Source organism: Micromonospora sp. NPDC092111 (assembly GCF_044755745.1).
GTDB lineage: Bacteria > Actinomycetota > Actinomycetes > Mycobacteriales > Micromonosporaceae > Micromonospora.
In genome coordinates this window covers 1,348,056-1,372,625 of sequence record NZ_JBIVRQ010000001.1, presented here as the reverse complement: position 1 = coordinate 1,372,625, position 24,570 = coordinate 1,348,056, and the positions used below count along the sequence as shown (strand labels likewise).

General features: G+C 73.9%; 22 protein-coding genes, 3 tRNA genes and 1 pseudogene. 7 read left to right on the top strand and 19 right to left on the bottom strand.

Going from position 1 to position 24,570, the window contains the following annotated elements; all coding sequences use genetic code 11:
* Positions 1–83: 83 nt before the first annotated feature.
* From ACIQG9_RS05890 to ACIQG9_RS05880, 3 genes are read right to left on the bottom strand one after another with little or no spacing between them, the layout of a single operon-like run.
* Positions 84–1,220, bottom strand: coding sequence for a cystathionine gamma-lyase (locus ACIQG9_RS05890; protein ID WP_400398727.1), 1,137 nt, complete (start codon positions 1,218–1,220; stop codon positions 84–86).
* On the bottom strand, positions 1,217–2,224 hold the full coding sequence (locus ACIQG9_RS05885; protein ID WP_400398726.1) for an NAD(P)H-dependent glycerol-3-phosphate dehydrogenase: 1,008 nt from the start codon (positions 2,222–2,224) through the stop codon (positions 1,217–1,219). The genes ACIQG9_RS05890 and ACIQG9_RS05885 overlap by 4 nt, the downstream gene beginning before the upstream one ends.
* 37 nt (positions 2,225–2,261) lie before the next feature.
* Positions 2,262–2,987: a lysophospholipid acyltransferase family protein gene (locus ACIQG9_RS05880; RefSeq protein WP_400398725.1), complete on the bottom strand. Its 726-nt coding sequence runs from the start codon at positions 2,985–2,987 to the stop codon at positions 2,262–2,264.
* Between the two features lie 115 nt (positions 2,988–3,102).
* Here ACIQG9_RS05880 and cofC point away from each other — a divergent pair, with 115 nt between their 5' ends.
* From cofC to ACIQG9_RS05860, 4 genes are all read left to right on the top strand, one after another.
* The gene (cofC, locus tag ACIQG9_RS05875; protein WP_400398724.1) at positions 3,103–3,801 is read left to right on the top strand and encodes a 2-phospho-L-lactate guanylyltransferase; all 699 of its coding nucleotides are present in this window, start codon (positions 3,103–3,105) and stop codon (positions 3,799–3,801) included.
* A gap of 22 nt (positions 3,802–3,823) precedes the next feature.
* Positions 3,824–4,021 carry a cold-shock protein gene (locus tag ACIQG9_RS05870; protein ID WP_400398723.1) on the top strand — a complete coding sequence of 66 codons (198 nt, stop codon included), beginning with the start codon at positions 3,824–3,826 and terminating at the stop codon, positions 4,019–4,021.
* A 54-nt stretch (positions 4,022–4,075) separates the two neighbouring features.
* Positions 4,076–6,379, top strand: coding sequence for an RNA degradosome polyphosphate kinase (locus ACIQG9_RS05865; protein ID WP_400398722.1), 2,304 nt, complete (start codon positions 4,076–4,078; stop codon positions 6,377–6,379).
* Between the two features lie 108 nt (positions 6,380–6,487).
* The gene (locus ACIQG9_RS05860) at positions 6,488–7,372 is read left to right on the top strand and encodes an NUDIX domain-containing protein (protein WP_400398721.1); all 885 of its coding nucleotides are present in this window, start codon (positions 6,488–6,490) and stop codon (positions 7,370–7,372) included.
* A 183-nt stretch (positions 7,373–7,555) separates the two neighbouring features.
* Here the strand turns inward: ACIQG9_RS05860 and ACIQG9_RS05855 are convergent, their stop codons facing one another.
* The 3 genes from ACIQG9_RS05855 to leuC form a co-directional block, all read right to left on the bottom strand.
* Entirely contained in the window at positions 7,556–8,305 is a 750-nt protein-coding gene (locus tag ACIQG9_RS05855; protein ID WP_400398720.1) for an HU family DNA-binding protein, read from the bottom strand.
* A 172-nt stretch (positions 8,306–8,477) separates the two neighbouring features.
* The gene (leuD, locus tag ACIQG9_RS05850; RefSeq protein WP_400398719.1) at positions 8,478–9,065 is read right to left on the bottom strand and encodes a 3-isopropylmalate dehydratase small subunit; all 588 of its coding nucleotides are present in this window, start codon (positions 9,063–9,065) and stop codon (positions 8,478–8,480) included.
* A gap of 13 nt (positions 9,066–9,078) precedes the next feature.
* The gene (gene leuC / locus ACIQG9_RS05845; RefSeq protein WP_400398718.1) at positions 9,079–10,521 is read right to left on the bottom strand and encodes a 3-isopropylmalate dehydratase large subunit; all 1,443 of its coding nucleotides are present in this window, start codon (positions 10,519–10,521) and stop codon (positions 9,079–9,081) included.
* Positions 10,522–10,570: 49 nt separating this feature from the next.
* On the opposite strand from leuC, the gene ACIQG9_RS05840 reads away from it, so the two are divergent.
* The gene (locus ACIQG9_RS05840; RefSeq protein ID WP_088646078.1) at positions 10,571–11,257 is read left to right on the top strand and encodes an IclR family transcriptional regulator; all 687 of its coding nucleotides are present in this window, start codon (positions 10,571–10,573) and stop codon (positions 11,255–11,257) included.
* A gap of 841 nt (positions 11,258–12,098) precedes the next feature.
* Here ACIQG9_RS05840 and ACIQG9_RS05835 read toward each other — a convergent pair.
* The 4 genes from ACIQG9_RS05835 to ACIQG9_RS05820 all read right to left on the bottom strand — a co-directional run bounded on the left by ACIQG9_RS05835 (position 12,099) and on the right by ACIQG9_RS05820 (position 13,764).
* Positions 12,099–12,174, bottom strand: a tRNA-Glu gene (locus ACIQG9_RS05835).
* 428 nt (positions 12,175–12,602) lie between these two features.
* Positions 12,603–12,675: transfer RNA gene (locus tag ACIQG9_RS05830), tRNA-Glu, on the bottom strand.
* 107 nt (positions 12,676–12,782) lie between these two features.
* Positions 12,783–12,854 (bottom strand) — tRNA-Gln (locus tag ACIQG9_RS05825).
* Positions 12,855–12,960: 106 nt separating this feature from the next.
* The gene (locus tag ACIQG9_RS05820) at positions 12,961–13,764 is read right to left on the bottom strand and encodes a fumarylacetoacetate hydrolase family protein (protein ID WP_400398717.1); all 804 of its coding nucleotides are present in this window, start codon (positions 13,762–13,764) and stop codon (positions 12,961–12,963) included.
* A 156-nt stretch (positions 13,765–13,920) separates the two neighbouring features.
* On the opposite strand from ACIQG9_RS05820, the gene ACIQG9_RS05815 reads away from it, so the two are divergent.
* Entirely contained in the window at positions 13,921–15,504 is a 1,584-nt protein-coding gene (locus ACIQG9_RS05815) for a hypothetical protein (protein ID WP_400398716.1), read from the top strand.
* Between the two features lie 86 nt (positions 15,505–15,590).
* A complete protein-coding gene (locus ACIQG9_RS05810; protein WP_400398715.1) occupies positions 15,591–16,475 on the top strand; it encodes a 3-methyladenine DNA glycosylase in 885 nt (294 codons plus the stop codon).
* A gap of 217 nt (positions 16,476–16,692) precedes the next feature.
* On the opposite strand, the gene ACIQG9_RS05805 is transcribed toward ACIQG9_RS05810, so the two are convergent.
* The 9 genes and pseudogenes from ACIQG9_RS05805 to ACIQG9_RS05765 form a co-directional block, all read right to left on the bottom strand.
* Positions 16,693–17,823, bottom strand: a complete 1,131-nt coding sequence (locus tag ACIQG9_RS05805) for a cellulose binding domain-containing protein (protein WP_400398714.1) — start codon at positions 17,821–17,823, stop codon at positions 16,693–16,695.
* Between the two features lie 330 nt (positions 17,824–18,153).
* Positions 18,154–18,615 (bottom strand): annotated as a pseudogene (locus ACIQG9_RS05800) (GNAT family N-acetyltransferase); the annotation flags it as partial.
* A 159-nt stretch (positions 18,616–18,774) separates the two neighbouring features.
* Positions 18,775–19,164, bottom strand: a complete 390-nt coding sequence (locus ACIQG9_RS05795; protein WP_400398713.1) for a DUF4180 domain-containing protein — start codon at positions 19,162–19,164, stop codon at positions 18,775–18,777.
* A gap of 593 nt (positions 19,165–19,757) precedes the next feature.
* Positions 19,758–20,183 (bottom strand): alternative ribosome rescue aminoacyl-tRNA hydrolase ArfB, encoded by a 426-nt coding sequence (gene arfB, locus ACIQG9_RS05790; RefSeq protein WP_400398712.1) that lies wholly within the window; start codon positions 20,181–20,183, stop codon positions 19,758–19,760.
* Between the two features lie 9 nt (positions 20,184–20,192).
* Positions 20,193–20,501, bottom strand: coding sequence for a hypothetical protein (locus ACIQG9_RS05785; protein WP_400398711.1), 309 nt, complete (start codon positions 20,499–20,501; stop codon positions 20,193–20,195).
* A gap of 105 nt (positions 20,502–20,606) precedes the next feature.
* Positions 20,607–21,470 carry a S1C family serine protease gene (locus tag ACIQG9_RS05780; protein WP_400398710.1) on the bottom strand — a complete coding sequence of 288 codons (864 nt, stop codon included), beginning with the start codon at positions 21,468–21,470 and terminating at the stop codon, positions 20,607–20,609.
* 47 nt (positions 21,471–21,517) lie between these two features.
* Positions 21,518–22,477: a VWA domain-containing protein gene (locus tag ACIQG9_RS05775; RefSeq protein WP_400398709.1), complete on the bottom strand. Its 960-nt coding sequence runs from the start codon at positions 22,475–22,477 to the stop codon at positions 21,518–21,520.
* Positions 22,474–23,478 carry a DUF58 domain-containing protein gene (locus tag ACIQG9_RS05770; RefSeq protein ID WP_400398708.1) on the bottom strand — a complete coding sequence of 335 codons (1,005 nt, stop codon included), beginning with the start codon at positions 23,476–23,478 and terminating at the stop codon, positions 22,474–22,476. The genes ACIQG9_RS05775 and ACIQG9_RS05770 overlap by 4 nt, the downstream gene beginning before the upstream one ends.
* On the bottom strand, positions 23,475–24,524 hold the full coding sequence (locus tag ACIQG9_RS05765) for an AAA family ATPase (protein ID WP_400398707.1): 1,050 nt from the start codon (positions 24,522–24,524) through the stop codon (positions 23,475–23,477). The genes ACIQG9_RS05770 and ACIQG9_RS05765 overlap by 4 nt, the downstream gene beginning before the upstream one ends.
* Positions 24,525–24,570: the final 46 nt, after the last annotated feature.

Sequence of the window (24,570 nt, the reverse complement as noted above, 5' to 3'; positions counted from 1 at the left end):
ACGGGGACTCGGTGGGGAGCGCCGGTCCTGACGTCTGGTGGATCGGACTCACCTCCTCCGGTCGGGGCCCGTGCGGGCCGTGCTCACGATAGCGGATCCGCCGGCCGCGCGGCGTCCAGTGCGGCGGCGATGTCGGCCACCAGGTCGGCGCTGTCCTCCACCCCGCAGGAGAGCCGGACGAAGCCCGGCGCGGTGTCGTCGCCCCACTGCGCCCGCCGGTCGGCGGTGGTGTGCAGGCCACCGAAGGAGGTCGCGGCGGCGACCAGCCGGGCCGCGTCGACGAACCGGGCCACCCGGTCGGCGTCCCCGAGGTCGAACGAGAGCACCCCGGGCATCCGCCGCATCCGCGCCGACGCCACCGGGTACGCCGGGTCCTCCGGCCGGCCGGGCCAGCGCAGCCCCGCCACGTCGGACCGCCCGGCCAGCAGCTCGGCGACCGCCGCCGCGTTGGCCGACTGGCGGGCCAGCCGCAGGTCCAGGGTGGCCAGCGAGCGGTGCGCCAGCCAGGCGTCGAACGCCCCGGGCACCGCGCCGGTGGTGGTCCGCCAACCGGTCAGCGTCTCCAGCAGCTCCGCCGAACGGGACGCCAGGTAGCCGAGCAGCAGGTCCGAGTGGCCGGTCAGCGCCTTGGTGCCGGAGGCGACCACCACGTCCGCGCCGAGGTCCAGCGGACGCTGCCCGAGCGGGGTGGCGGTGGTGTTGTCCACCGCGACCAGCGCGCCGGCCGCGTGCGCCGCCTCGGCCAGTACGGCGACGTCGGCCACGTCCAGCCCGGGGTTCGCCGGGGTCTCCAGCAGCAGCAGCCGGACCCCGTCGAACGACGGGTACGGCCCGGCGGTCGGCACGAACCCGACCCGCACCCCGAGCCCCGCCAGGGTGGCGGTGGCGAAGGCCCGGACCGGGAAGTAGCCGTCGGCGGGCAGCAGCACGGTGTCCCCGGGGCGCAGCACGGCCAGCAGCAGCCCGGTGATGGCCGCCTGCCCGCTGGCGAAGACCCGGCAGTCGCCCCCCTCCAGCTCGCCGATCGCCGCCTCCAGCAGCCGGCGGGTGGGGTTGTCCGGCCGCCCGTAGCCGTTGGCCGTGGCGGCCGGCCCCTGCCACGGGTCGAGGTGGTACGGCGCGGCGAAGACCGGCCCGGGCAGGAACGGCTCACCGGGCACCGGCTCGGGCAGCCCGGCGTGCACGCACCGGGTGCCGTCGTGCCACTCGCCGCCGGTCACTCGTACGACTCGGGCTTGGCGGTACGGCTCATCAGGGCGTCCACCGCGAGCCGGGGGTCCATCCCCTCGTGGCAGATCCGCTCGATCTGCTCGGTGATCGGCATCTCCACCCCGTGCGCGCGGGCCAGGTCCCGGATGGCCAGGCAGCTCTTCACCCCCTCGGCGGTCTGCCGGGTGGCCGCCTGCGCCTGTTCCAGGGTCTCCCCCCGACCCAGGTGCTCGCCGAAGGTCCGGTTGCGGGCCAGCGGCGACGAGCAGGAGGCGACCAGGTCGCCCATGCCGGCCAGCCCGGCGAAGGTGATCGGGTCGGCGCCCAGCGCCACGCCCAGCCGGGCGGTCTCGGCCAGCCCCCGGGTCATCAGCATGGCCCGGGTGTTGTCGCCGAAGCCCATCGCGGTGGCGATCCCGTACGCCAGCGCGATCACGTTCTTGACCGCCCCGCCCAGCTCGCAGCCGACCACGTCGTCGTTGGTGTACGGCCGGAAGTACGGGGTGCGGATCGACTGCTGCACCAGCTCGGCGCGGCGCGGGTCGGTGCCGGCGACCACGGTCGCGGCCGGCTGCTCGGCGGCGATCTCCGGGGCCAGGTTGGGGCCGGAGACCACCACCACCCGGTCCGGGGTGATCCCGGCGGTCTCCACGATCACCTCGCTCATCCGCTTGGTGGTGCCCAGCTCGATGCCCTTCATCAGGGAGACGAGCGTGGCGTCCGGGGCGAGGTGGACGGCCCACTCGGCGAGGTTGCCGCGCAACGTCTGCGACGGCACCGACAGCACCACCAGTTCGGCGCCGGAGACCGCCTTGGCGGCGTCGCCGGTCGCGGTGACCCGGTCGGGCAGCCGCAGCTCGGGCAGGTAGTCGGGGTTGCGCCGGTGGGCGCGGATGGCCTCGGCCACCGGCTCCCGCCGGGCCCAGATGGTCACCTCCCGGCCGGCGTCGGCCATGATCTTGGCGAACGCCGTCCCCCAGGAGCCGGCGCCCAGCACCGCCACATGCCCGCTCATGCCCCCGCCTCCACGCCGCGCCGGTCGATCCACTCGCTCATTCGGTCACCTCGGGAGTACGCGGACGGGCGGGACGGTCCCACAGCGGCGGCGGCGTGCCGCCGCGGATGCCGGCGAGCAGGTCACGCAGGCTCACCATGATCTGGTCGGTCATCTCCTCCAGCACGACCCGGTTCGGTGTCGCGCCGGCCCACCGGCTCAGGTCGACCGGCGGGCCGGCGACCACCGTCACCGGGATCCGGGGGCGCAGCCCGAAGCGGGCGGTACGCGGGTCGAACAGCTTCTCCGGCCCCCACATCGCCACCGGGACCACCGGCGCGCCGGTGGCCAGGGCCAGCCGGGCCGCCCCGGTCTTGCCCCTCATCGGCCAGAGCTGCGGCTCCCGGGTGGTGGTGCCCTCCGGGTAGATCACCACCGCGCCGCCGTCGTCCAGCGCGGCGATCAGCCGGTCCAACGACTTGACCGCGTCGACGCTGCCGCGTTCCACCGGGATCTGCTTGCAGCGGCGCAGGATCCAGCCGACCACCGGGACCCGGAACACGCTGGCCTTGCCGAGGTACTGCGGCCACCGGCCGGCGTCGTAGACGAAGTGCGCGGAGACCAGCGGGTCGGCGTGCGAGATGTGGTTGGGGACGATGATGATCCCGCCGTCGGTGCGCAGGTGCTCGACCCCGCGCCAGGTGCGCCTGGTCCAGGCCAGCATCACGGACTTGACCAGCGCCACGGCGAACCGTTGCCAGAAACCCAGCCTGCGCCGTGTCACCCTGCCTCCTCCTCGCCCCGACCCCACCGATGCGCACCCGCAGCGGAAATCATGCCTGCTCGTCCTGGGTACGGCCAGTGAGGGTACCGCCGTCGGCGCTGGCAGGATTGTCGGCGTGGGCCAGGCGAGGTGGGCGGTGGTGGTGCCGGTGAAGCGGCTCGGCGCGGCGAAGAGCCGGCTGCGGGGCGCGCTGCCGGTCGTACCGCACGAGGAGCTGGCGCTGGCCCTGGTGGCGGACACGGTCGGCGCGGCGCTGGCCTGCCCGGCGGTGGCCGAGGTGCTGGTGGTCACCGACGACCCGACGGTGGCGGCGACCACCGGCGCGGCCGGCGCGCGGGTGGTGCCGGACCGGCCGGACGCCGGGCTGAACGCGGCCGTGCGGCACGGCGTCGGAGTGGCGGTGGCCGACGCCGCAGGGCCGACCTGGGTGGCGGCCCTCACCGCGGACCTGCCGGCGCTGCGCCCGGCCGAGCTGGCCGCCGCGCTGCGCGTGCTCGCCGCCGGCCCGCCGGGGGTACGCCGGTTCGTCGCCGACGCCCCCGGTACCGGCACCGTGCTGCTCGCCGCGCCGCCCGGAGTGCCGTTGGTCCCCCGGTTCGGGGTCGACTCGGCGGCGGCCCACCTGGCCGGCGGGGCGGTGCCGTTGACCGGCGACTGGCCGACCCTGCGCCGGGACGTGGACACCGCCGCCGACCTGGCCGGCGCGGCCCGGCTCGGCCTCGGCCCGGCCACCACCGCGCTGACCGGCCCGCTCCCCGACCCGGCCACCGCGCCGCCGACCGACGCGGACCTGGCGGCCGGCCGCCCAGGCTGACCCGCCGGTGTACGGTGCTGGCATGCAGGGCACCGTGGCGACCTTCGACCCGCAGACCCGCACCGGCGTGCTGCTGCTCGACGACGGCACCGAGCTGGCCTTTCCGGCACGCGCCTTCGACGCCTCGGGGCTGCGCCTGCTCCGCCTCGGGCAGCGGCTGCGGGTGGAGAAGAATCCGGACGGCGAGGTCGTCCGGGTGACGTTACCGACGATGGCCTGAACCACCCGGCCCGAGTTCATTTTACGTTAACCCGAGTCGGGTGATTATGAGCTGGTGAGCACCCCTCGCGAGCACCCCACCAGCCCGTCCCACGCCACCGAACCGACCGGCTCCCGCAACGGCACCCGCCGCCGCGGTGCCGCCCGGACCCGCCGCGCCCCCGACGAGGTCGCCGCCACGGCGCCCGACTCACCCGGCGCCAGCGCCGCCGGGGCCTCCGCCGGGCTGGACGAGGTGCTCGACGAGGGCGATCGGCCCACCGGGCACCCCGACGACGCGCCGCCCACCGCCGAGCCGCTGCCGGAGGACCGCTTCCTCAACCGGGAACTCTCCTGGCTCGACTTCAACGCCCGGGTGCTGGCGCTGGCCGAGGACCCGCGCACCCCGCTGCTGGAACGGGCCAAGTTCCTGGCCATCTTCGCCAGCAACCTCGACGAGTTCTACATGGTGCGGGTGGCCGGGCTGAAGCGTCGGCTCTCCGCCGGCCTGCCGGTACGCGGCGGCGACCGGCTGCCGCTGCGCACCCAACTGGAGCTGATCACCGAGTCCACCGCCGACCTGGTCGCCCGGCAGGCCGCCTGCTTCGTCGACGACCTGCTGCCCAAGCTGGCCGGGGAGAACGTCCGGATCCTGCGCTGGGCGGAGCTGGACGACCCGGAGCGGGAACGGCTACGCACCTACTTCCGCGAGCACATCTTCCCGGTGCTCACCCCCCTCGCGGTGGACCCGGCGCACCCGTTCCCGTACATCTCCGGCCGGTCGCTGAACCTGGCGGTGGCGGTCCGCGACCCGGACGGCGGCACGGAACTGTTCGCCCGGGTGAAGGTGCCGAACAACGTGCCCCGCTTCGTCCGGGTGGCCCGGGACCAGCCGGGACTGCGGATGCTGCCGGTCGAGGAGCTGATCTCGGTACACCTGGGCCAGCTCTTCTCCGGCATGCAGGTGGTCGAGTGCCACCTGTTCCGGGTCACCCGCAACGCCGAGGTGGAGGTCGACGAGGACCGGGACGAGGACCTGCTCCAAGCCCTCGAACGGGAGCTGGCCCGCCGCCGCTTCGGCCCCCCGGTACGGCTGGAGGTGGCCGCGTCCATCTCCGACCACATGCTGGAGCTGCTCGTCCGCGAGCTGGACATGGACGGCCACGACGTGCTGCGGGTGCCGGGGCTGCTCGACCTGTCGGCGCTCTGGCAGCTCTACGGCGAGGCCGACCGCCCCGACCTGAAGGACCGGCCGTTCGTGCCGGCCACCCACCCCCGGCTGGCCGAGGGCGAGGTGCCGCGCAGCGTCTTCGCCACCCTGCGCGACGGCGACGTGCTGGTGCACCACCCGTACCACTCGTTCGCCACCAGCGTGCAGCGCTTCATCGAGCAGGCCGCCGCCGACCCGAACGTGCTGGCCATCAAGCAGACCCTCTACCGCACCAGCGGCGACTCCCCGATCGTCGACGCGCTGGTCGACGCCGCCGCCGCCGGCAAGCAGGTGGTGGTGCTGGTGGAGCTGAAGGCGCGCTTCGACGAGGTGGCCAACATCGGCTGGGCGCGCACCCTGGAACGGGCCGGCTGCCACGTCGTCTACGGCCTGGTCGGGTTGAAGACCCACTGCAAGACCGCCCTGGTGGTGCGCCAGGAGGGCAACCAGATCCGCCGGTACTGCCACATCGGCACCGGCAACTACCACCCGAAGACCGCCCGGCTGTACGAGGACTTCGGCGTGCTCACCGCCGACCCGGAGATCGGCGCCGACCTGACCGACCTGTTCAACGTGCTCACCGGCTACAGCCGGCAGACCGCGTTCCGGCGGCTGCTGGTCGCACCGCAGGGCATCCGCAGCGGCCTGGTGGAGCGGATCGAACGGGAGATCGCCCACGTCCGGCTGGGCATGCCGGGGCTGGTGCAGTTCAAGGTGAACTCGCTGGTCGACGAGGAGGTCACCGACGCGCTCTACCGGGCGTCGCGGGCCGGCGTCCACGTCGACCTGCTGATCCGGGGGATGTGCACGCTCCGCCCGGGGGTGCCGGGGCTGTCGGAGAACATCCGGGTGCGGTCGATCCTCGGCCGGTTCCTGGAGCACTCACGGATCTTCCGGTTCGGCAACAACGGCGACGCCGAGTTCTGGATGGGCTCGGCCGACCTGATGCACCGCAACCTGGACCGGCGGGTGGAGGCGCTGGTGCAGGTGAGCGACCCGGTGGCCCGGGCCGAGCTGGACCATGTGCTGGCCACCGCGATGAGCCCGGACGTGGACGCGTTCGAGCTGGCCTCGGACGGCACCTGGACCCGGCGTACCGGCAACGCCGAGGAGCCGCTGCACGACCTCCAGGAGCTGCTGCTGCGCCGGGTCGGCAGCACCGCCGGCTGACCGGGTCCGGAGGCGAGCGATCCGTACCGGGGCGGCGGCACGGCCGGCTGACCGGGTCCGGAAGCGAGCGACCCGTGCGGCGGCTCGTCGGGACGTAGGGTGACCAGAATGGTGGACGAGGGACCGGTCGGCATCCGGGCGGCCGGCGGGGTGGCCTGGCGGCCGGCCGCCGGTGGCGGCGTCGAGGTCTGCCTGGTGCACCGGCCCCGCTACGGCGACTGGTCGGTGCCGAAGGGCAAGCTGGAGGGCGGCGAGCACCCGCTGCTCGCCGCCGTCCGGGAGGTGGCCGAGGAGGCCGACGTGCGGGCCGTGCCGCAGGTTCGCCTCCCCAGCGTGGGATACCGCAGCGAGGGCCGGCCGAAGACGGTCGACTACTGGTCGATGCGGGCGGTCGCGGCCGGCGGATTCCAGCCCGGCACCGAGGTCGACGAGGTGCGCTGGCTCGACGTCGACGCGGCGATCCGGCTGGTCAGCTACCCGCACGACGCGGAGGTGCTGGCCGTCTTCGCCGCCCTGCCGCCGGTCACCGGCACGATCGCGTTGGTCCGGCACGCGCACGCCGGCAGGCGGGCCACCTGGTCGGGACCGGACACCGGCCGACCGCTGGACGCCGAGGGCGTGGCGCAGGCGGCGGCGCTGGCCCCGCTGGTGGCCCTGGTCCGGCCGGTCCGGCTGCTGTCGGCCACGCCCCGCCGGTGCGTGCAGACCCTGGACCCGGTGGCGGCCCTGCTGGACCTGCCGATCGAGGTGTGCGGGGACCTCGACGAGCCGCGGCCCGGTCAGCAGGCCGACGAGTGCGCGCTGGCCGCGGCGGGCCGGCTGGCGGAGCTGGCCGCCGCCGGGGAGCCGGTCGGGGTGTGCAGCCAGGGCAAGGTGATCCCGGGCGCGCTGGAACGGTTGACCGGGCGGGCGGGCGACTTCACCACCGCCAAGGGCGGCGGCTGGCTGCTCGCCTTCGCCGCCGGCCGGCTGCTGGCCGCCGACCGACTGTAGGCGCTCACCCCTCCGCCGCTTCCCGGCCGACTGCCTGGCCGGCGGCTGGCTGGCCGGCGGCTGGCTGTAGGCGCTCACCCTCCGCCGCCGCCGGACCGTGGCCCTGGGCCACCGTGGGCCGCCCCGGGATACAGAACGGGCGCCCACCGTCGCGGCGGGCGCCCGTTCCGTCGTACCCGGATCTCAGCGCTTGGCGCCGGCCTTCTTCGCCGGAGCCTTCTTGGCCGGAGCCTTCTTCGCCGTCGCGCTCTTCGCGGCGGTGCTCTTGGCTGCCGTGGTCTTCTTGGCCGCCGTGGTCTTCTTGGCGGCGGTGGACTTGGTCGCCGGGGCGGTCTTCTTCGCCGGGGCGGCCTTCTTGGTGGCGGCCTTGGCCGCGGTGGATTTCGCCGCGGTGGACTTCACGGCCGTGGACTTGGCGGCCGTGGACTTGGCGGCCGTGGACTTGGCGGCGGTGGTCTTCTTGGCCGCGGTGGTCTTCTTGGCGGCGGCGGCCGTCGTCTTCTTCGCGGCGGCGGCCTTCGCGGTCGTCGCCTTGGCCCCGGCCGCCTTCGCGGTGGTCGCCTTCGCGGTGGTCGCCTTGGCCCCGGACGCCTTCGCGCCGGTGGTCTTGGCGGCCGCCGTGGCGGTCTTCTTCGCCGGGGCGGCGGCCTTCGGCACCTTGCCGCTGGCCACCATCTCCTTGAATCCGGCACCCGGACGGAAGGTCGGGACGGATGTCTTCTTGACCTTCACCGCCTCCCCGGTACGCGGGTTGCGCGCTGTTCGGGCGGCCCGGACGCGCTTTTCGAATGATCCGAATCCGGTGATCGCCACCTTGTCGCCCTTGGTTACCGCCGCCTGGACCTCGGCGAGGACCGCGTCGAGCGCCGCCGTCGCCGTCTTCCGGTCCCCCAGGCGAGCGGCGAGCGCCTCGATGAGCTCGGCCTTGTTCACGACTTCCTCCCGATTGTGCAACTGACTCGACGCGAGCCATTCTGCGCGCACCGTATGCCCTGTGCTGCCTGGACACAAACATTCGGTGGAAAAAAGCCCTTGTGTCGTAACGGATTCACCCCCACCGGACGGGCCGATGGGGGTGAAATCCGTACCACGGTCGGGCGTACGGCTATGCGACGGCGGGCGTGAACGAAGGCCGGGACACCTCGTACGCCTCGATCTCGGCGACGTGCCGGAGGGTGAGTCCAATGTCGTCCAGCCCCTCCATCAGCCGCCAGCGGCTGTGGTCGTCCAGCGGGAACGACCAGGTGGAGTCGCCGACCCGGACCTGCCGGGCGGTCAGGTCGACGGTGACCGGGATGGTCGGATCGGCCTCGACCAGGTCCCAGATTTCCTCGACGGCCGTCAATTCCAGCTCGACCGGCAGGAGCCCTTCCTTGAGCGCGTTGCCCCGGAAGATGTCACCGAATCGGGGAGAGATCACGGCCCGGAAACCCCAGTCGCGCAGCGCCCAGACGGCGTGCTCCCGGGACGACCCGGTGCCGAACTCCGGACCGGCCACGAGAATCGACGCACCGGAATGGACGGGATCGTTGAGCACGAATGTCGGGTCCTCCCGCCACGCGCTGAAGAGGCCGTCCGCGAAACCCGTCCGGGTCACCCGCTTGAGGTACACGGCGGGGATGATCTGATCGGTGTCCACATTGGACCGGCGCAGCGGCACGGCGGTGCCGGTGTGGGTGGTGAACTTGTCCATCTCGGCTGCCCTTCTACAGGTCGGCGGGGGCGGCGAGCCGGCCGGCCACGGCGGTGGCGGCGGCGACCGGCGGCGACACCAGATGGGTACGCCCGCCCCGGCCCTGCCGGCCCTCGAAGTTGCGGTTGGAGGTCGAGGCCGAGCGCTGGCCCGGCCTGAGCGTGTCCGGGTTCATGCCGAGGCACATCGAGCAGCCGGCGAACCGCCACTCGGCGCCGGCGTCGGCGAAGACCTTGTCCAGCCCCTCCGCCTCGGCGGCCTCCCGGACGGCGGCGGAGCCGGGCACCACCAGCATCCGTACCCCGTCGGCGACCTGGTGGCCGCGCAGCACGTCGGCGGCGGCGCGCAGGTCCTCCAGCCGGCCGTTGGTGCAGGAACCCACGAAGACCACGTCGACCGGGAGGTCGCGCAGCGGGGTGCCGGGGGTCAGGTCCATGTACTCCAGGGCCCGGCGGGCGGCGGTCCGCTCGGCGTCGGTGACGAACTCCTCCGGGTCCGGCACCGCCGCGTCGAGCGGCGCGCCCTGACCGGGGTTGGTGCCCCAGGTGACGAACGGGGTGATCCGGCCGGCGTCGAGGGTCACCTCGGCGTCGAAGGTCGCGCCCTCGTCGGTGGGCAGCGTCCGCCAGTACGCCAGCGCCGCGTCCCAGTCCGCGCCGGCCGGCGCGTGCGGCCGACCCTTCAGGTACGCGAAGGTGGTCTCGTCCGGCGCGATCAGCCCGGCCTTGGCACCCCACTCGATGGACATGTTCGCCACCGTCATCCGGCCCTCCATGGAGAGCGCCCGGATCGCCGCACCCCGGTACTCCACGATGTGGCCGCGCCCGCCGCCCGTGCCCACCTGGGCGATCAGCGCGAGGACCAGGTCCTTGGCGGTGACGCCGGGGCCGAGCTGACCGACGACGTTGACCGCCATGGTCTTCGGCCGGGACTGCGGCAGGGTCTGGGTGGCCAGGACGTGTTCGACCTCACTGGTGCCGATGCCGAAGGCCAGCGCGCCGAAGGCGCCGTGGGTGGCGGTGTGCGAGTCGCCGCAGACGATGGTCATCCCGGGCTGGGTGACGCCCAACTGCGGGCCGATGACGTGCACGATGCCCTGGTTCTCGTCACCCAGGGGGTGCAGCCGCAGGCCGAACTCGGCGCAGTTACGGCGTAACGTCTCGATCTGGGTACGCGAGGTCGGGTCCGCGATGGTGAGCAGGTCACCACGGCGAAGCCGGAACGCCGGGTCGTCGTACCCGGTCGGGGTGTTGTGGTCCTCGGTCGCGAGCGTGAGATCGGGACGGCGGACCCCACGGCCGGCCAAACGCAGCCCGTCGAACGCCTGCGGGCTGGTCACCTCGTGCAGCAGGTGCAGGTCGATGTAGAGCAGGTCCGGCTCACCCTCGGCGGTCCGTACGACGTGCGCGTCCCAGACCTTCTCGGCCAGGGTCCTCGGTTGAGTGACTCCCACCATCTGGACATCCTAAATTCTGGGAGGTAAATTTCGGCTTGTGGGACACAGTATGAGCGGTGTCGGCGTCCTCGACAAGGCGGTGGTCATCCTGGCCGCCTGTGTCGACGGCGCCAGCCTGGCCGAACTCGTTGAACGCACCAAGCTGCCCCGGGCCACCGCGCACCGGCTGGCACAGGCGCTGGAGATCCACCGGATGCTGGTCCGGGACACCCAGGGGCGGTGGCGCCCCGGGCCCCGGCTCGGCGAGCTGGCCAACGCCGCCCCGGACGTCCTGCTGACCGCCGCCGAGCCGCTACTGGCCGCGCTGCGCGACGCCACCGGCGAGAGCGCCCAGCTCTACCTGCGCCGGGCCGACGAGCGGGTCTGCGTGGCCGCCGCCGAGCGGGCCAGCGGCCTGCGGGACACCGTGCCGGTCGGCTCGGTGCTGCCCATGACCGCCGGCTCCGCCGCGCAGATCCTGCTCGCCTGGGAACCGCCCGAAGCCGTCATGCCGCTACTGCCCCGCTCCAAGTTCACCGGCCGCACCCTGGCCGAGGTACGCCGTCGCGGCTGGGCGCAGAGCGTCGCCGAACGGGAGGCGGGTGTGGCAAGCGTCTCCGCCCCGATCCGGGACCGCACCGGCCGGGTGATCGCCTCGATCAGCATCTCCGGCCCGATAGAGCGTCTCGGCCGCCGCCCCGGCGAACGGCACGCCATGGCCGTCGTCCGCGCCGGCCAACGCCTCTCCGGCCTCTAACCCAACACTCCCCTCTTCCCCTACCTCTCTCTTGCCCGCCTCTCTCTTGCCCGCCTCTCTCTTGCCCGCCTCTTTCTGCCCGCCTCTTTCTGCCCGCCTTTCCCCACCCACCTCTTGCCCTGATTAAGCCCGCCTCCCTCCGCCTGCCCGCCTCCCTCCGCCTGCCTCCCCTGCCCCCTGCCCCCTCGCCCTCCCCCGCCCCGCTCCTGCCCCCAGCCAGGGGCCGACCTACGACTCCCCCGCCAAGTTGATCAAGAGGTTTGCGTCGTTTCGATCACCTCCGAACGCCCAAACCTCTTGATCACCGACGAGGCGTGCGGCGGGGCGCGGGCACGCGGGGCGCCGCTTTCTATGGGTGCGTTTGTTGTCGCTGTGGCGACAACAAACGCACCCATATGGGCCTGAGGCGGTGGGGTGGCGGGAGTACCGGGGAACCAGCGGGCACAAGCCGGCGGGCAGGCGGCAGGGCGAAGACGGCGAACCGGGGGACCAGCGGCAGGACCGCCGGGCGGAGGGCAGGCAGGGGAGGCGAACCGGGAACCAGCAGAGGGGCGGCAGGGCGGGCGGCAGTCAGGGCAGGCGAGCAGGTGGGGCGGGGCGGCGGCGAACCGGTAGGCAGGCGAACCGGTAGGCAGGCGAACCGGTAGGCAGGCGAACCGGCGGGCAGGCGAACCGGTAGGCAGGCGAACCGGTAGGCAGGCGAACCGGTGGGGACACGAACCGGCGGAGACGCGAACCCGCGAAGACGCGGACCGACGGCAGATCAGACGGAGTCGGTGAACCATCTGGGCGAACGACAGCGAAACGGCCCGTCCCGCAGATGCGGGACGGGCCGTTCGAGTGGTAGCCCCGACCGGATTCGAACCGGCGCTACCGCCTTGAGAGGGCGGCGTCCTGGGCCGCTAGACGACGGGGCCAGGCACATTTTCCTGCTTCACCACCCTGGCGGGCGGTGCGGCAGTAGTCTAACGGCACCGGCTCCCGGCCCACAGCGGGGGTCGACCAATCCGTACGCCGGTGCATAGCTGTCGCCGGGCCGGCGGGCACCACACCACGGGCCAGCCAAACGCGCGGCGCGACACCACAAGCCCACCGAACACGGCGCGACACCCAGGCCAGGCAAAGACAGGGCGCGCACCGCAGGCCGGGAAACATCCGGCAGGACCCAAGAGACCAGGTCGGCGTCGGAGCGGAACTCCTGCTCCACCGGCCGAGACAACAAGCCCGAACTCACGGCGCGACACAACAGGCACGACCGGAAACGGGCCGACACCACAGACCGGCCAGGACCACGCCAGACACGAAGAAGCCCGCCCCACCGAGGTGGGACGGGCTGTCAGCGCTGTAGCCCCGACCGGATTCGAACCGGCGCTACCGCCTTGAGAGGGCGGCGTCCTGGGCCGCTAGACGACGGGGCCAGAACCAGTTTCGCTTCCCCACCCTGTCGGGCGGGGAAGCCGCACTCTACCAGAGATCAACTCTGCCAGAATCCAGCGTCCGGGATTCGGATGAACCCTCGGTTGCGCTGGGGTACCAGGACTCGAACCTAGACTAACTGAACCAGAATCAGTTGGGCTGCCAATTACCCCATACCCCATTGGCCCCTTGCGGCGCCGGGATGGAACTTTACCCTCCCCGCGCCGGCAGGCCAAATCCAACCCCCCGAACCGCATCTGACCTGCGGAAACAGGGCGTCGGACGGATCAGGTGACCGGCACCACCGGATTGGTGAGTTCGCCGATCCCCTCGATCCGTACGGCGACGGTATCCCCCTCGGTGAGCGGGCTAATCCCGGCCGGGGTGCCGGTCAGCACCACGTCCCCGGGGAGCAGCGTCATCACGTGCGAGATGTACGACACCAGCGCCGGTACGTCGAAGACCATGTCCTTGGTCCGGCCGAGCTGACGTACCTCCATCTCGTCCGGGTTGCGCCCGACCTCGCAGCGGATCTCCAGGTCGGAGACGTCGAGGCCGGTGGTGATCCAGGGGCCGAGGGGGCAGAACGAGTCGAATCCCTTGGCCCGGGTCCACTGCCCGTCGGCGCGCTGGAGGTCCCGCGCGGTGACGTCGTTGGCACAGGTGTAACCGAAGATGGCCTTCTGGGCGGCGGCCCGGTCGGCCCGGCGGGCACCGGGGGCGCCGATCACCACGGCCAGCTCGGCCTCGTGCTCCACCTGCTTGGAGAAGATCGGTAGCCGGATCGCGTCCCGGGGGCCGATCACGGAGGTGGACGGCTTGAGGAAGAGCAACGGCTCCTTGGGTACCTCGCTGCCCTGCTCGGCGGCGTGTTCGGCGTAGTTGCGGCCCACGCAGACCACCTTGCTGGGCAGGATCGGCGAGAGCAGCCGGACGTCGGAGAGCGCCCAGCGGGCACCGGAGAACTGGATCTGCCCGAACGGATGGCCGTCGATCTCGGCGATGGTCAGGCCCTGCGGCCCGGCCTCCGACTCGCCCTCGACGACCCCGAACGACATTCCCTTGGCATGAGCGAAACGAGCGATACGCACCCGGCCAATCTATCCCGCGCCGGGGCGGTGCTCACCCGCCGCCGGAAACGCGTCGGCGCAGCTTAGGCCATCGGTCGCCGGGCCGGGCCGGGTTCGGCGCTTCGTACCCGGGCGGAGGGTCCGCGCTCATACCGTCGGCTCCGGAGGTTCGTTGGTATGCCTGCATCGAGACGACACCACAGGGCCCTCGCGGTTTTCGTCAACTGCCTGGGCATTCTCGCCGCCGTACCGGCGCTGCCCAGCACGGGCCCCGCCACCGGGGCCACGGCGGCCACACCAGCGCCCGCGTCGGCCACCGCACCACCAGGCACGGCACCACCAGCCGCAGTGCCACCGGCCGCAGTGCCACCGGCCGCAGTGCCACCGGTCCCGGCACTGCCGGTCGCGGCGCCACCTGGCACGGCGCCGCCGGCCGCAGCGCCGTTGGGCATCGCGCGACCAGGTACCGCGCCGCCGGGCACGGCGGCACCGGCGCACGACCGGGGGGGCCGGGCCGCACCGGCCGCGCCCGGGGTGGCGGCCACCGGCGCGGTCATCCCGGTCACCCCGGCGGCACCCGCCCCGGGAATGACCACCGCCGGCAACCCGGGGGTACCCCGGCCGGCCTCGCCGGTCACCGTCGCCGTGGCACCCGCCACGACACCGGTGCCGGGCTACCGGATCATGGTCCGCAACACCGGCACCTCGCCGGTGGTCACCCTGGTCCGGCAGGAGCTGCCACCCGGGTCGTCGACCACCGCGGTCAGCGCGGGCGGCCTGACCACCCGGCCCAGCGGGCCGACCGGCGGCGGGGAGGTCACCTGGCGGGTCACCGTGCCGGCCGGCGGGACCCGGACCCTGGACACCGCGCTGGCCGCCACCGCGCCGGGCCAGGCGCTGACCGCACCGGCCTGCGCGTTCACCAGCGACGGCAACCGGCCGTACGACTGCGCGACCGCGACCTGGCAGAGCGCGGTGACCCCGGCGGCGAAGGTGACCGCCGCGCCGCCGCTGTGGCGGCGACCGCCGGTGCTGCTGCCCGCGGCGGTGGCGCTGCTGGTGCTGGTGGCCGGCGGGCTCTGGTGGTGGCTGCGGGCGCGGCGACGCCGGGGCGGCGTCGAGCCGACCGGCACCGCTCCGGTGACGGCCGGCAACCCGCCGTACGCCGGTGGCCCGCAGACGCCGGCCGGCGGGACGGTGTACCCGCGCCCCGCCGCACCCGGACCGGCCGGTCGGCGGCGCAGCCCGTCGGTGTGGCTGGTGGTCGGGGTGGCGGCGGCCGTGCTGGCCGGAGTGGTCTTCGCCGCCGCCTGGACGGCCACCCGGCAGGTCGCCGCGATCGACACCACTAAACAGCCGACCGCCGGGGCGTGGACGGGCACCAGCGCCATCGGGACGGTCGGCACCCCGCTGCGGGAGAAGGCGTTCGAGTTCACCGTGTACCGGGTGACCTGCGGCACCGCGAAGGCGGCGAGCCAGCAGTGCCAGGCCACGGTCGGGCTGCGCAACGTCACCCCGGAGCAGCAGAGCTGGCACGGTCAGCTCCAGCGGGCGTACCTGCCGGGCGGCACCTGGGTGAGCACCGACGAGGACGCGACCCGGCTGGCGAACCTGGGCCGGGACGTCTTCGCCCAGCCGGTCACGGCGGGCAGCCGGGTGGTGCTGCCGCTGGTCTTCACCGTGCACGGCATGCAGAAGCCGAAACAGCTCGAACTGCGCAGCGGGGTCTTCTCCGCCGGGGTGCGGGTGGATGTGCCCTGACCGGGGTGCGGGTGGACGTGCCCTGACCGGGGTGCGGGTGGATGTGCCCTGACCGGGGTGCGGGCGGCGGTCGTACCCTGGGGTCCGTGACCGCCGCCCTCGCCCCCGCCGCCCTCGACGCGGCCGACTGGCAGGCCCGACGGGCCGCGCACGAGGCGCGGGTGGACGCCTGGCTCGCCCCACACCTGGCCCGCCGCCGCACCGGCGGCCGGCACCCGGTGGAGGACTTCCTGTTCACCTACTACTCGCACCGCCCGGCACAGTTGCGGCGCTGGCACCCCGGCGCCGGGGTGCTGCTGCGCGACGCCGACCCGGCCGAGTTCGGCCGGGACTACCGCGCCGACGCCGCCGGGGTCACCCTCGACACCGCGCGGGTACGGGTCCGCCGCGCCGAGTCGGTCACCTGGATCCGGGGCCTGCTGACCGCCACCGCCGGTCGGCCGGCACACCTGGGCTGCTTCGGGATGCACGAGTGGGCGATGGTCTACCGGCAGACCCAGGAGGAGGTCCGGCACAACGCCTGGCCGTTGCGGCTGTCCCCGGAACGCACCGCCGCCGTCGTCGAGGAGCGGGGGGTACGGTGCAGCCACTTCGACGCATTCCGGTTCTTCACCGCCCCGGCCCGGCCGTTGAACCTGCTCACCCCGACCCGGGAGAGCCAGCACACGCTGGAGCAGCCGGGCTGCCTGCACGCCAACATGGACCTCTACAAGTGGGCGTACAAGCTCTCCCCGCTGGTCGCCTCGGAACTGGTCGGGGACTGTTTCGCGCTGGCCCGGCAGATCCGGGCGCTGGACATGCGGGCCAGCCCGTACGACCTGGCCGACCTCGGCTACCCCCCGGTGCGGGTGGAGACCCCGGAGGGCCGGGCCGAGTACGCGGCGACGCAGCGTGACTTCGCCGAGCGGGCCGCCGTGCTCCGCGCCCGCCTGCTGGCGGCCCTGGACCAGGCCGCGCCGGCCGCCGACTGAGCCGACCGCAGCCTGAGCCCGCCACCACGCCGGCTGAGCCCGCTGCCCGCTGGCGCGGCCACCCGCCGCGCTACGCAGGCCACCCGCCGCGCTACGCGGGCCGCCGCCGGTGCCTGCGCGGAGCGCGCGGTCTTCGGGAACCCGGGACTGCGGTGGTGTCCCGGTCGGGTGCCGGACGGGGGTCCGCGCCGGACGCGGCCCGGACCCCCGTCACCGGTCAACTGGCCGTGCAGCTCACCGCCGGCACGGTGGCGGTCCCGGTGGTGCTGCCGAGGAAGCCGAAGGTGGCCTCGGCAGCCGGGGCCAGGGCGCCGTTCCAGCTCACGTTCCGCGCGGAGACCGCCGTACCGCTCTGGGTCAGCTCGGCGTTCCACGTCTGGGTGATCCGCTGCCCGTCGGGCAGGGTGAAGGCGACCCGCCAGCCGGTGGTACGGGCGGTGCCGGTGCTGCGGACCGTCACCTCGCCCTGGTAGCCGCCCTGCCACTGGTTGGTGATCCGGTAGCTGGCGGTACAGGCCACCCCGGCCGGCGGCGTCGTCGGGCTGCTGGTGGGGCTGACGGTGGGGCTCACGGTCGGACTCACAGTCGGGCTGACCGTCGGGCTGCCGGTGGAGGTCGGGGTGACCCCGCCGAGGGCCGCCACCAGGGCCGGGTACCAGCGGTCGGACATCTTCTGGTCGCCGGCCGCGTTGGGGTGCACCCCGTCGTAGGTGTCGCTGGCGGTGCTGAATCCGGTCCACTGGTCGACCACCACGACCGGCGAGGCGGCGGTGGTCTTCCCCGCCGCCCAGGCGTCGACGGCGCCGTTCAACGCCACCACCCGCTGCCCACACTCGGCACAGGTGGCCGGGGCCATCGGGATGATCTTCGCGACGATCACCCGCATCGCCGGGTTGCTGGCCCGCATGTCGTCCACCAGCTTCGAGTACGCGGCGAGGATGGTGGCCGGCGCGATGTTGCTCCACACGTCGTTGGTGCCGAAGTGCATCAGCACGACGTCGGGGCGGGTGGCGGCGAGCCAACCGGGCAGCAGGTTCTGGTTGGCGACGTTGGTCACCAGGTAGCCCCCGTGACCCTCGTTGTCACCGTCGTACGGCTGGCCGCAGCCCTGTGGGCCGAGGGTGCCGACGAAGTCGACATTGGTGTGACCGGTGGATTGGAGGCGGTTCCAGAGGATGGACCGCCAACAACCGGGCGAGCCGGTGATCGAGTCGCCGAGCGGCATGACGCGCACCGGCGCGGCGGCGGCCGGCCGGGCGGGCGCAGCGGCGACCAGCCCGACCAGCAGGGTGAGGGGGACGGCCGCGAACGCGGCGAGCAGGGCGGAGATGAACGGCCTTCGGAGCATGGTGAAGGGACTCCTGTCACGTGACGGCTTGCGGTCGGTGACGGCCCGGTTGCTCCCACGGCCATTCCACCAGACCGGGCCGCCCCGCTCAACGCCCTCCCGCATCCTGGCGAAGCGCTTCGACGGCCGCCTCCGGCCGGGCCGGCCCTTTCCCGCAGCTCGACGGCCCGACTCACGCAGCCCGACGGCCCGCTCTCACACAGCCCGACGGCCCGGCTCACGCAGCCCGACGGCCCAGGCTCACGCACCTCGACGGCCCGGGCTTACTCCGGACGACGGCCCGGCTCACGTACCTCGACGGCCCGGCTCACGCAGCTCGTCGGCCCGGTCTCACGACTCGGGGCGGCCCCGGTGCGCGGCCCACTCCGGGGCGAGAATGGACATCACGGTGGCGTCCACCCAGCCGGCACCGTCGCGCAGCACCTGACGCAACACGCCCTCGGCGACGAAGCCCACCTTCTCGTACGCCCGGCGAGCCTGCGGGTTGATGGCGAACACCTCCAGCGAGACGCGGTGCAGGCCGAGCGTGTCGAAGCCGTGACCGACGATCAGGCGGGTCGCCTCGGTGCCCAGGCCCCGGTTCCGGCCGGCCGCCGCGAGCAGGATGCGAAAATTGCAGCTCGCGTTGTGCTGGTCCCAGTCGTTGAGCACCACCTCACCGATGCAGTCGCCGGTGGCGTTGTCGACCACCGCCAGGTCGAGCCGGTCGGTCTGCGCGTTGCGGCTGCCGTACCAGGAGCGCAGCCGCTCCTCGTCCGGGCCGTCGGGTGGGCTGCCGGTCAGCCGGGCCGCCTCGGGCTCGGCGACAACCTACCGGAGGACGTCGACGTCGGCGTCGACGAACGGACGCAGGGTCACCAGGTCACCGGCAAGGGTGGGTTTGGTGGCGAAGTCGGGGGTGGTGTCCACGGCGGCCATCATGCCGGCGGGCCACCCCGGCCTCCACCGGTTTCAGCCGCCGGCCCGCTCCGCCCGTACCCGCAGTCGTTCCTCCAACTCGGCCAGGGTGTCCACGAACCAGAGCTGGTCGCCCCGGTTGGCCTCGATGACGAAGTCGCGCAGGGCGGTGCTGCGGTCGACGTGACCCGAGATGTCACCGACCACGGCCAGCCGCAGCCGGTAGTTGACGAACTTCTGCACCAGTTCCCCCGCCACCCCGGTACGCAGCGTGAAGAACTCGGCGGCGAGCCGGCGGACCGGCAGCACCACCAGCTCCACCCCGTGGCCCAGCGCCTCCCCGATCACGTCGGTGGCGTCGCCGCCGCCGCAGAGCTTCGGCCCGTCGGCGGCGCAGGCGAGCGCGGTACGACCGGCGAGCGTGACCAGGGTGTCGGTGGACATGCTCGCCAGCCTAGTGCCTGTCCACGAACGGCAGCCGGTCGACGAACGGCTGCCGGTGGTCGCCCCAGCCCGGTGGTCGCCCGGACCGGCACGGCCGCGGCGGACCGGCCGAGCGCGGACCGGCCGAGCGCGGACCGGCCGAGCGCGGACCGGCCGAGCGCGGACCGGCCGAGTGTGGGGCCGGCAGGGTGTGGGGCCGGCAGGGTGTGGGGTCCGCAAGGCGGAGCTTCCTCACGCTGACCGACCGGGCCGGGCACCAGGCCGCGCTGCTGGCCGGGCGGCTGCGAACCGTGACGCTCACCGGGCGAGCGAACCGGTCAACGAGGTTGCCCACTCATCGGCATCATGCCGGCGAGCGGTATGCCACTCGGGCATAAATATGCCTGACTGGCATACCGCTGCCAAGGGATGGTCGCCCCCGCCCGAGGTCGACCGGTGCGCGGATCCTCCGGGGGCCCCCGGCCCAGCCGGCGCACGCCCGGGCTCGCCGCGCCAGGTATCCAAGATGTTCGAGCCGGACCGGGCTCACCGCGCCAGGTATCCGAGGTGTTCGAGCCGGATCCGCGGTGGATCCGCAGCCGGGTCTCCGGTGCTCAGTCCCCGTCCGCCCGGCGGTCGCGCTTGCGCTGGGACTGGCGCTTCTTGTCGGCGAGCCGGCGCTCCTTGGCGCCCCGGGACGGTCGGGTCGGCCGGCGGGGCGGGGGCGGCGGGGCGACGGCGGCGCGCAGCAGCGCGGCCATCCGGTCGCGGGCCGCCTCACGGTTGGCGAGCTGGGCCCGGTGTTCGCTGGCGGCGATGGTGAGCACGCCGTCGACCAGCCGGCCGGCGAGCCGGTCCAGCGCGCGGGCCCGCAGCGTCGGGGACAGGCTGGTGGTGCCGGCGACGTCGAAGCTCAGCTCGACCCGGGAGTCGGTGGTGTTGACCCCCTGGCCGCCCGGCCCGGACGACCGGGAGAACCGTTCCCGCAGCTCGGCGGCGGGTACGACCCACCGTTCGGTCACCCGCAGTCCGTCGTCCACCCTGCGAGGCTATCGCCCGTGGGTGGTCTGGTGGGTCGCGGTGGCGCTGGGCGACGGAGCGGGCGCCGGTTCGGCCCGGTCGTGGTTCGGTCCCACGGCGGCGTACGCGACCGCGCCGACGAGCAGCAGCGCGATCACGCCGACCTTGGTGAAGACGGCCCGGACCAGCAGCATGGCGGTCTTCCGGGCACCCGGCACCGCCTTCTTGGCGGCCTTGTAGTCGTTCCAGCCGCGCCGGGCGCGGGCGTACTGTGCGCCCACACCCCATCCGAGGACGAGTCCCGCCACCAGCAGGACCGTTATGAGAGGAAGCTCCACCCACGCCAGTATCCATACTCAGCGTGATATTTCTATGGTCCGATGGTCCCGCGCCAGGTATCCGTCAATTTTCCCGTTACGACCGTCCGGTCTGGCAGGCCCGACTCACCCGCCTTTGCCGATGATCGTGTCGGCGGTCTGCTGCACCTGGTCGATCGGGATGGCGAAGCCGATGCCGATCGAGCCGCTGCCGTCGATGGTGGCGATCGCCGTGTTCACCCCGACCACCTCACCCCGGGCGTTGACCAGCGGGCCGCCCGAGTTGCCCGGGTTGATCGACGCGTCGGTCTGCACCGCGCTGCGCCGGTTGGTGCCCAGCCGTACCTGCCGGTCCAGGGCGCTGACGATGCCGGCGGTCACCGTGCCGGCCAGGCCGAGCGGCGAGCCGACCGCGAGCACCGGCTCGCCGACCCGGGTGGACCGGGGCTTGGCCAGCGGCAGCGGGGCCAGCCCGGCGGCCGACGGCACCTTGAGCACCGCCAGGTCGCTGCCCGGCTCCCGGCCGACCACCTCGGCGGCGTACCGGCGGCCGTCCGGCATCTCCACCGTGATCGCGCCGCCGCCACCCTTGGCCAGGATGTGGTCGTTGGTGACGATGTGCTGCTCGTTGTCGATGGCGAAGCCGGAGCCGGTCGCCGACTGGCCGGTCGTGCCGCCGCCGACCATCACCGACACCACACCGGGCACGGTCTTCTGCGCGGCGGTGACCAGCTCCGCCGGGACCGGCGCGGCGGAGGCCGCCGACGACCCCGCCCCGTCGTGGCCGGCCACCCAGCCGCCGGCCGCCGCGCCGGAGACGGTGGAGAGGGCGACCACCGCCGTGGCGGTCAACAGCCGACCCCGCCAGCGCCGTCGGGAGGGATCCTCCCCCGACCCCGGCACGTCCCACCGGGGCCGGCCGTCCGGCCCCAGGTCGGGCGAGAGGAACCAGGGACCCCGGGGCTCACCCAGACCGGTCTGCACTGCCATACGTCCGCTCCTCACTGTTCGCTCCGACGGGCTCAGGACGGCTGGGCTCAGGGCAGCCGGGAGAACCACCGCATCGACCCGGCCGCGGCACCCATGGCGAACACCAGCCCGAGGCCGATGAACCGGGCGGAGATGTCCTGGCGTTCCTTGCGGTAGCCGACCGAGGAGCCGATGTCCTCGTAGACGTCACGCAGCTCGGCGCTGCTGCCCGCCTCGTGGAACCCGCCCCCGGTCTCGTCGGCGACGGCCCGGAGGGTCTGCCCGTCGACCGGCACCTGGATCGGTCGGCCACCCCGGTCGACGAACCCGCCGGGGGTCCCGAACGAGATGGTGTGCACCGGCACCTTGGCCGCGACGGCCGCCGAGGCGGCCTCCATCGGGTCGGCGCCGGAGGTGTTCGCCCCGTCGGAGAGCAGGATGACCCGGGCCGGCGGTGGCTGCTTGGCCGCCTTCTCGTCGAGGCTCTTCACCGCGCCGAGGGAGGCGCTGATCGCCTCGCCGATGGCGGTGCCCTGCACCCCGGTGATCCCCTCGGCGAGCCGGTCGATCCCCTCGTGCAGGGCGTCCCGGTCGGTGCTCGGCGGCACCAGCACCGCCGCGCTGCCGGCGAATGCCACCAGCCCCACGTTGAACTCGTCGGGCAGCCCGTCGACGAAGCGCCGGGCGGCCTCCTTGGCGGCGGTGAGCCGGTCCGGTTCGACGTCGGTGGCGAGCATCGAGGTGGAGACGTCGACGGCGACCATCACGGTGGCCCGCTCGCGGGGCACCCGTACCTCGGCCGTGGGCCGGGCGAAGCCGACCACCAGCAGCGCCAGCATGGCCAGGAAGAGGCCGGCGGGCAGGTGCCGCCGCCAGGACGGGCGCTGCGGCGCGACCCGGTCGAGCAGCCGCAGGTTGGTGAAGCGGACCGCGTACCGGCTGCGCCGCCGCTGCATCAGCAGGTAGCCGGCGGCCAGCGCGAGGACCCCGAGCAGCAGCAGGAGCCGGGTGGGTGACTGCCAGTTCACGCGGCACCTCCCCGGTGCGCGGCGGGCGCCGAGGCCAGCCGGCGCTGGGCGTGCACGTGCCGCACGATGTCGGCGGTCCAGTCCCGGTCGGTACGCAGCGTCAGGTGGGCCGCGCCGCAGCGGCGCAACGCCCGGCCCACCTGGGCCCGCTCGGCGGCGGCGGCGCTGGCGTACCGGCGGCGCAGCGCCGGGTCACCGGTCCACACCTCGCGCCGCGCGCCGGTCTCCGGGTCGACCAGGGTGATCAGGCCGACGTCCGGCAGCTCCAGCTCGCGCGGGTCGGTGACCTCGACGGCGAGCACCTGGTGCCGGGCGGCGAGGCGGCGCAGCGGCGGCTCCCAGGGGGCCGGGGCGTGGTGGTCGTCGGGGAGCCCGTCGAGGAAGTCGGAGACCACCACGACCAGGCCGCGCCGGGTGGCGACCCGCTGCACCGCCGCGAGGGCGTCGCCCAGGTCGGGGCCGGCCGGGGGCACCGCCGTCGGGTCGGGGCCGGCGGCCCGGGGGGCGTGCAGCAGCGCGCGGAGCAGGCTCAGCAGGTGGATACGTCCACTGCGGGCCGGGAACCGGCGCAGCCCACCGGGGGCGAGCACCTGGGCGCCCAGCCGGTTGCCGGCGCCGGCGGTGAGGAAGCCGACCGCCGCGACGGCGGCCACCGACAGCTCCCGCTTGTCCAGCTCGGCGGTGCCGTACTCCATGCTGGGGCTGGCGTCGACCAGCAGCCAGGTGGTCAGCTCCCGGTCGGCGTCGACCTCCCGGACGTGCGGCACGGTGGTCCGGGCGGTGACCGCCCAGTCCATCCGGCGCACCTCGTCCTCGCCGGGCCGGTACTCGCGGCTGCCGGCGATCTCGCTGCCGGGGCCGGGCAGCAGGCCCCGGTGCTGTCCCTGGAGCAGCCCGTCCAGGCGTCGGGTGACGGTCAGTTCCAGCCGGCGCAACCGCTGGTCGGGGGCGAGGTCGGCCAGCCCCGGACCGGTGTACGTCGGCGTGGCCGGGCGGCTCACGCCGCCGCCAGGTCGGGGACGTGCTCGGGGTGGCCGGTGGCGAGCACCGGCGGCGGCACCGCCTGGACCAGCCGGTGCACCACCGCCTCGGCGGAGACCCCGTCGGCGACCGCGTCGAAGGAGAGCACCAGCCGGTGGGCGAGCACGTCGACGGCCAGTTCACGGACGTCCTCGGGGAGCACGTACTCGCGCCCGCGCAGCAACGCCTGGGCGCGGGCGGCGGCGACCAGGCCGAGGGTGGCCCGGGGGCTCGCCCCGTACGCCAGCATCGGGGCGAGTTCCGGCAGTCCGAAGCGGCCCGGGTCGCGGGTGGCCAGGATCAGCCGGACCACGTACTCGGCGAGCGCGTGGTGCACGAAGATGTGCGCGGCGCGGCGCTGGTACTCGCGCAGCCGCTCCGCGTCGAGCACCCGGCGGGGGCGGGGCCGGTCGGTGCTCATCCGGTAGAGGATGGCCAGTTCGTCGGCGTCGCTCGGGTAGTCGACGACGACCTTCATCAGGAACCGGTCACGCTGCGCCTCGGGGAGCTGGTAGACCCCCTCGGACTCGATCGGGTTCTGGGTGGCCAGCACCAGGAAGGGCTCCGGCACCGGCCAGCTCCGGCCACCGATGGTGACCTGCCGTTCGGCCATCGCCTCCAGCAGCGCGGACTGGACCTTGGCGGGGGCCCGGTTGATCTCGTCGGCGAGGACCAGGTTGGCCATGATCGGGCCCAGTTCGACGTCGAAGTCCTCCTTCGAGGCCCGGTAGATCCGGGTGCCGACGATGTCGGACGGAACCAGGTCGGGGGTGAACTGGATCCGGGTGAAGTTGCCGCCGACGACGGTGGCGAGGGTCTGCGCGGCCAGTGTCTTGGCCACGCCGGGCACTCCCTCCAGGAGGCAGTGCCCGTCGGCGATCAGGGCGGTGAGCAGGCGTTCGACGAGCCGATCCTGCCCGACGATCACGCGTCTGACCTCGAAGAGGATCTGTTCCAACTCGGCGCCCGCCGCGTCGGCTTCGACCGGGCTGGGCAGGCTGGCCAGGGTGTCCGAGATGTCCGTCACGGTGCTTGCTTCCCGGCCACGAGGGCGGGCAAACGTCGGATTATCA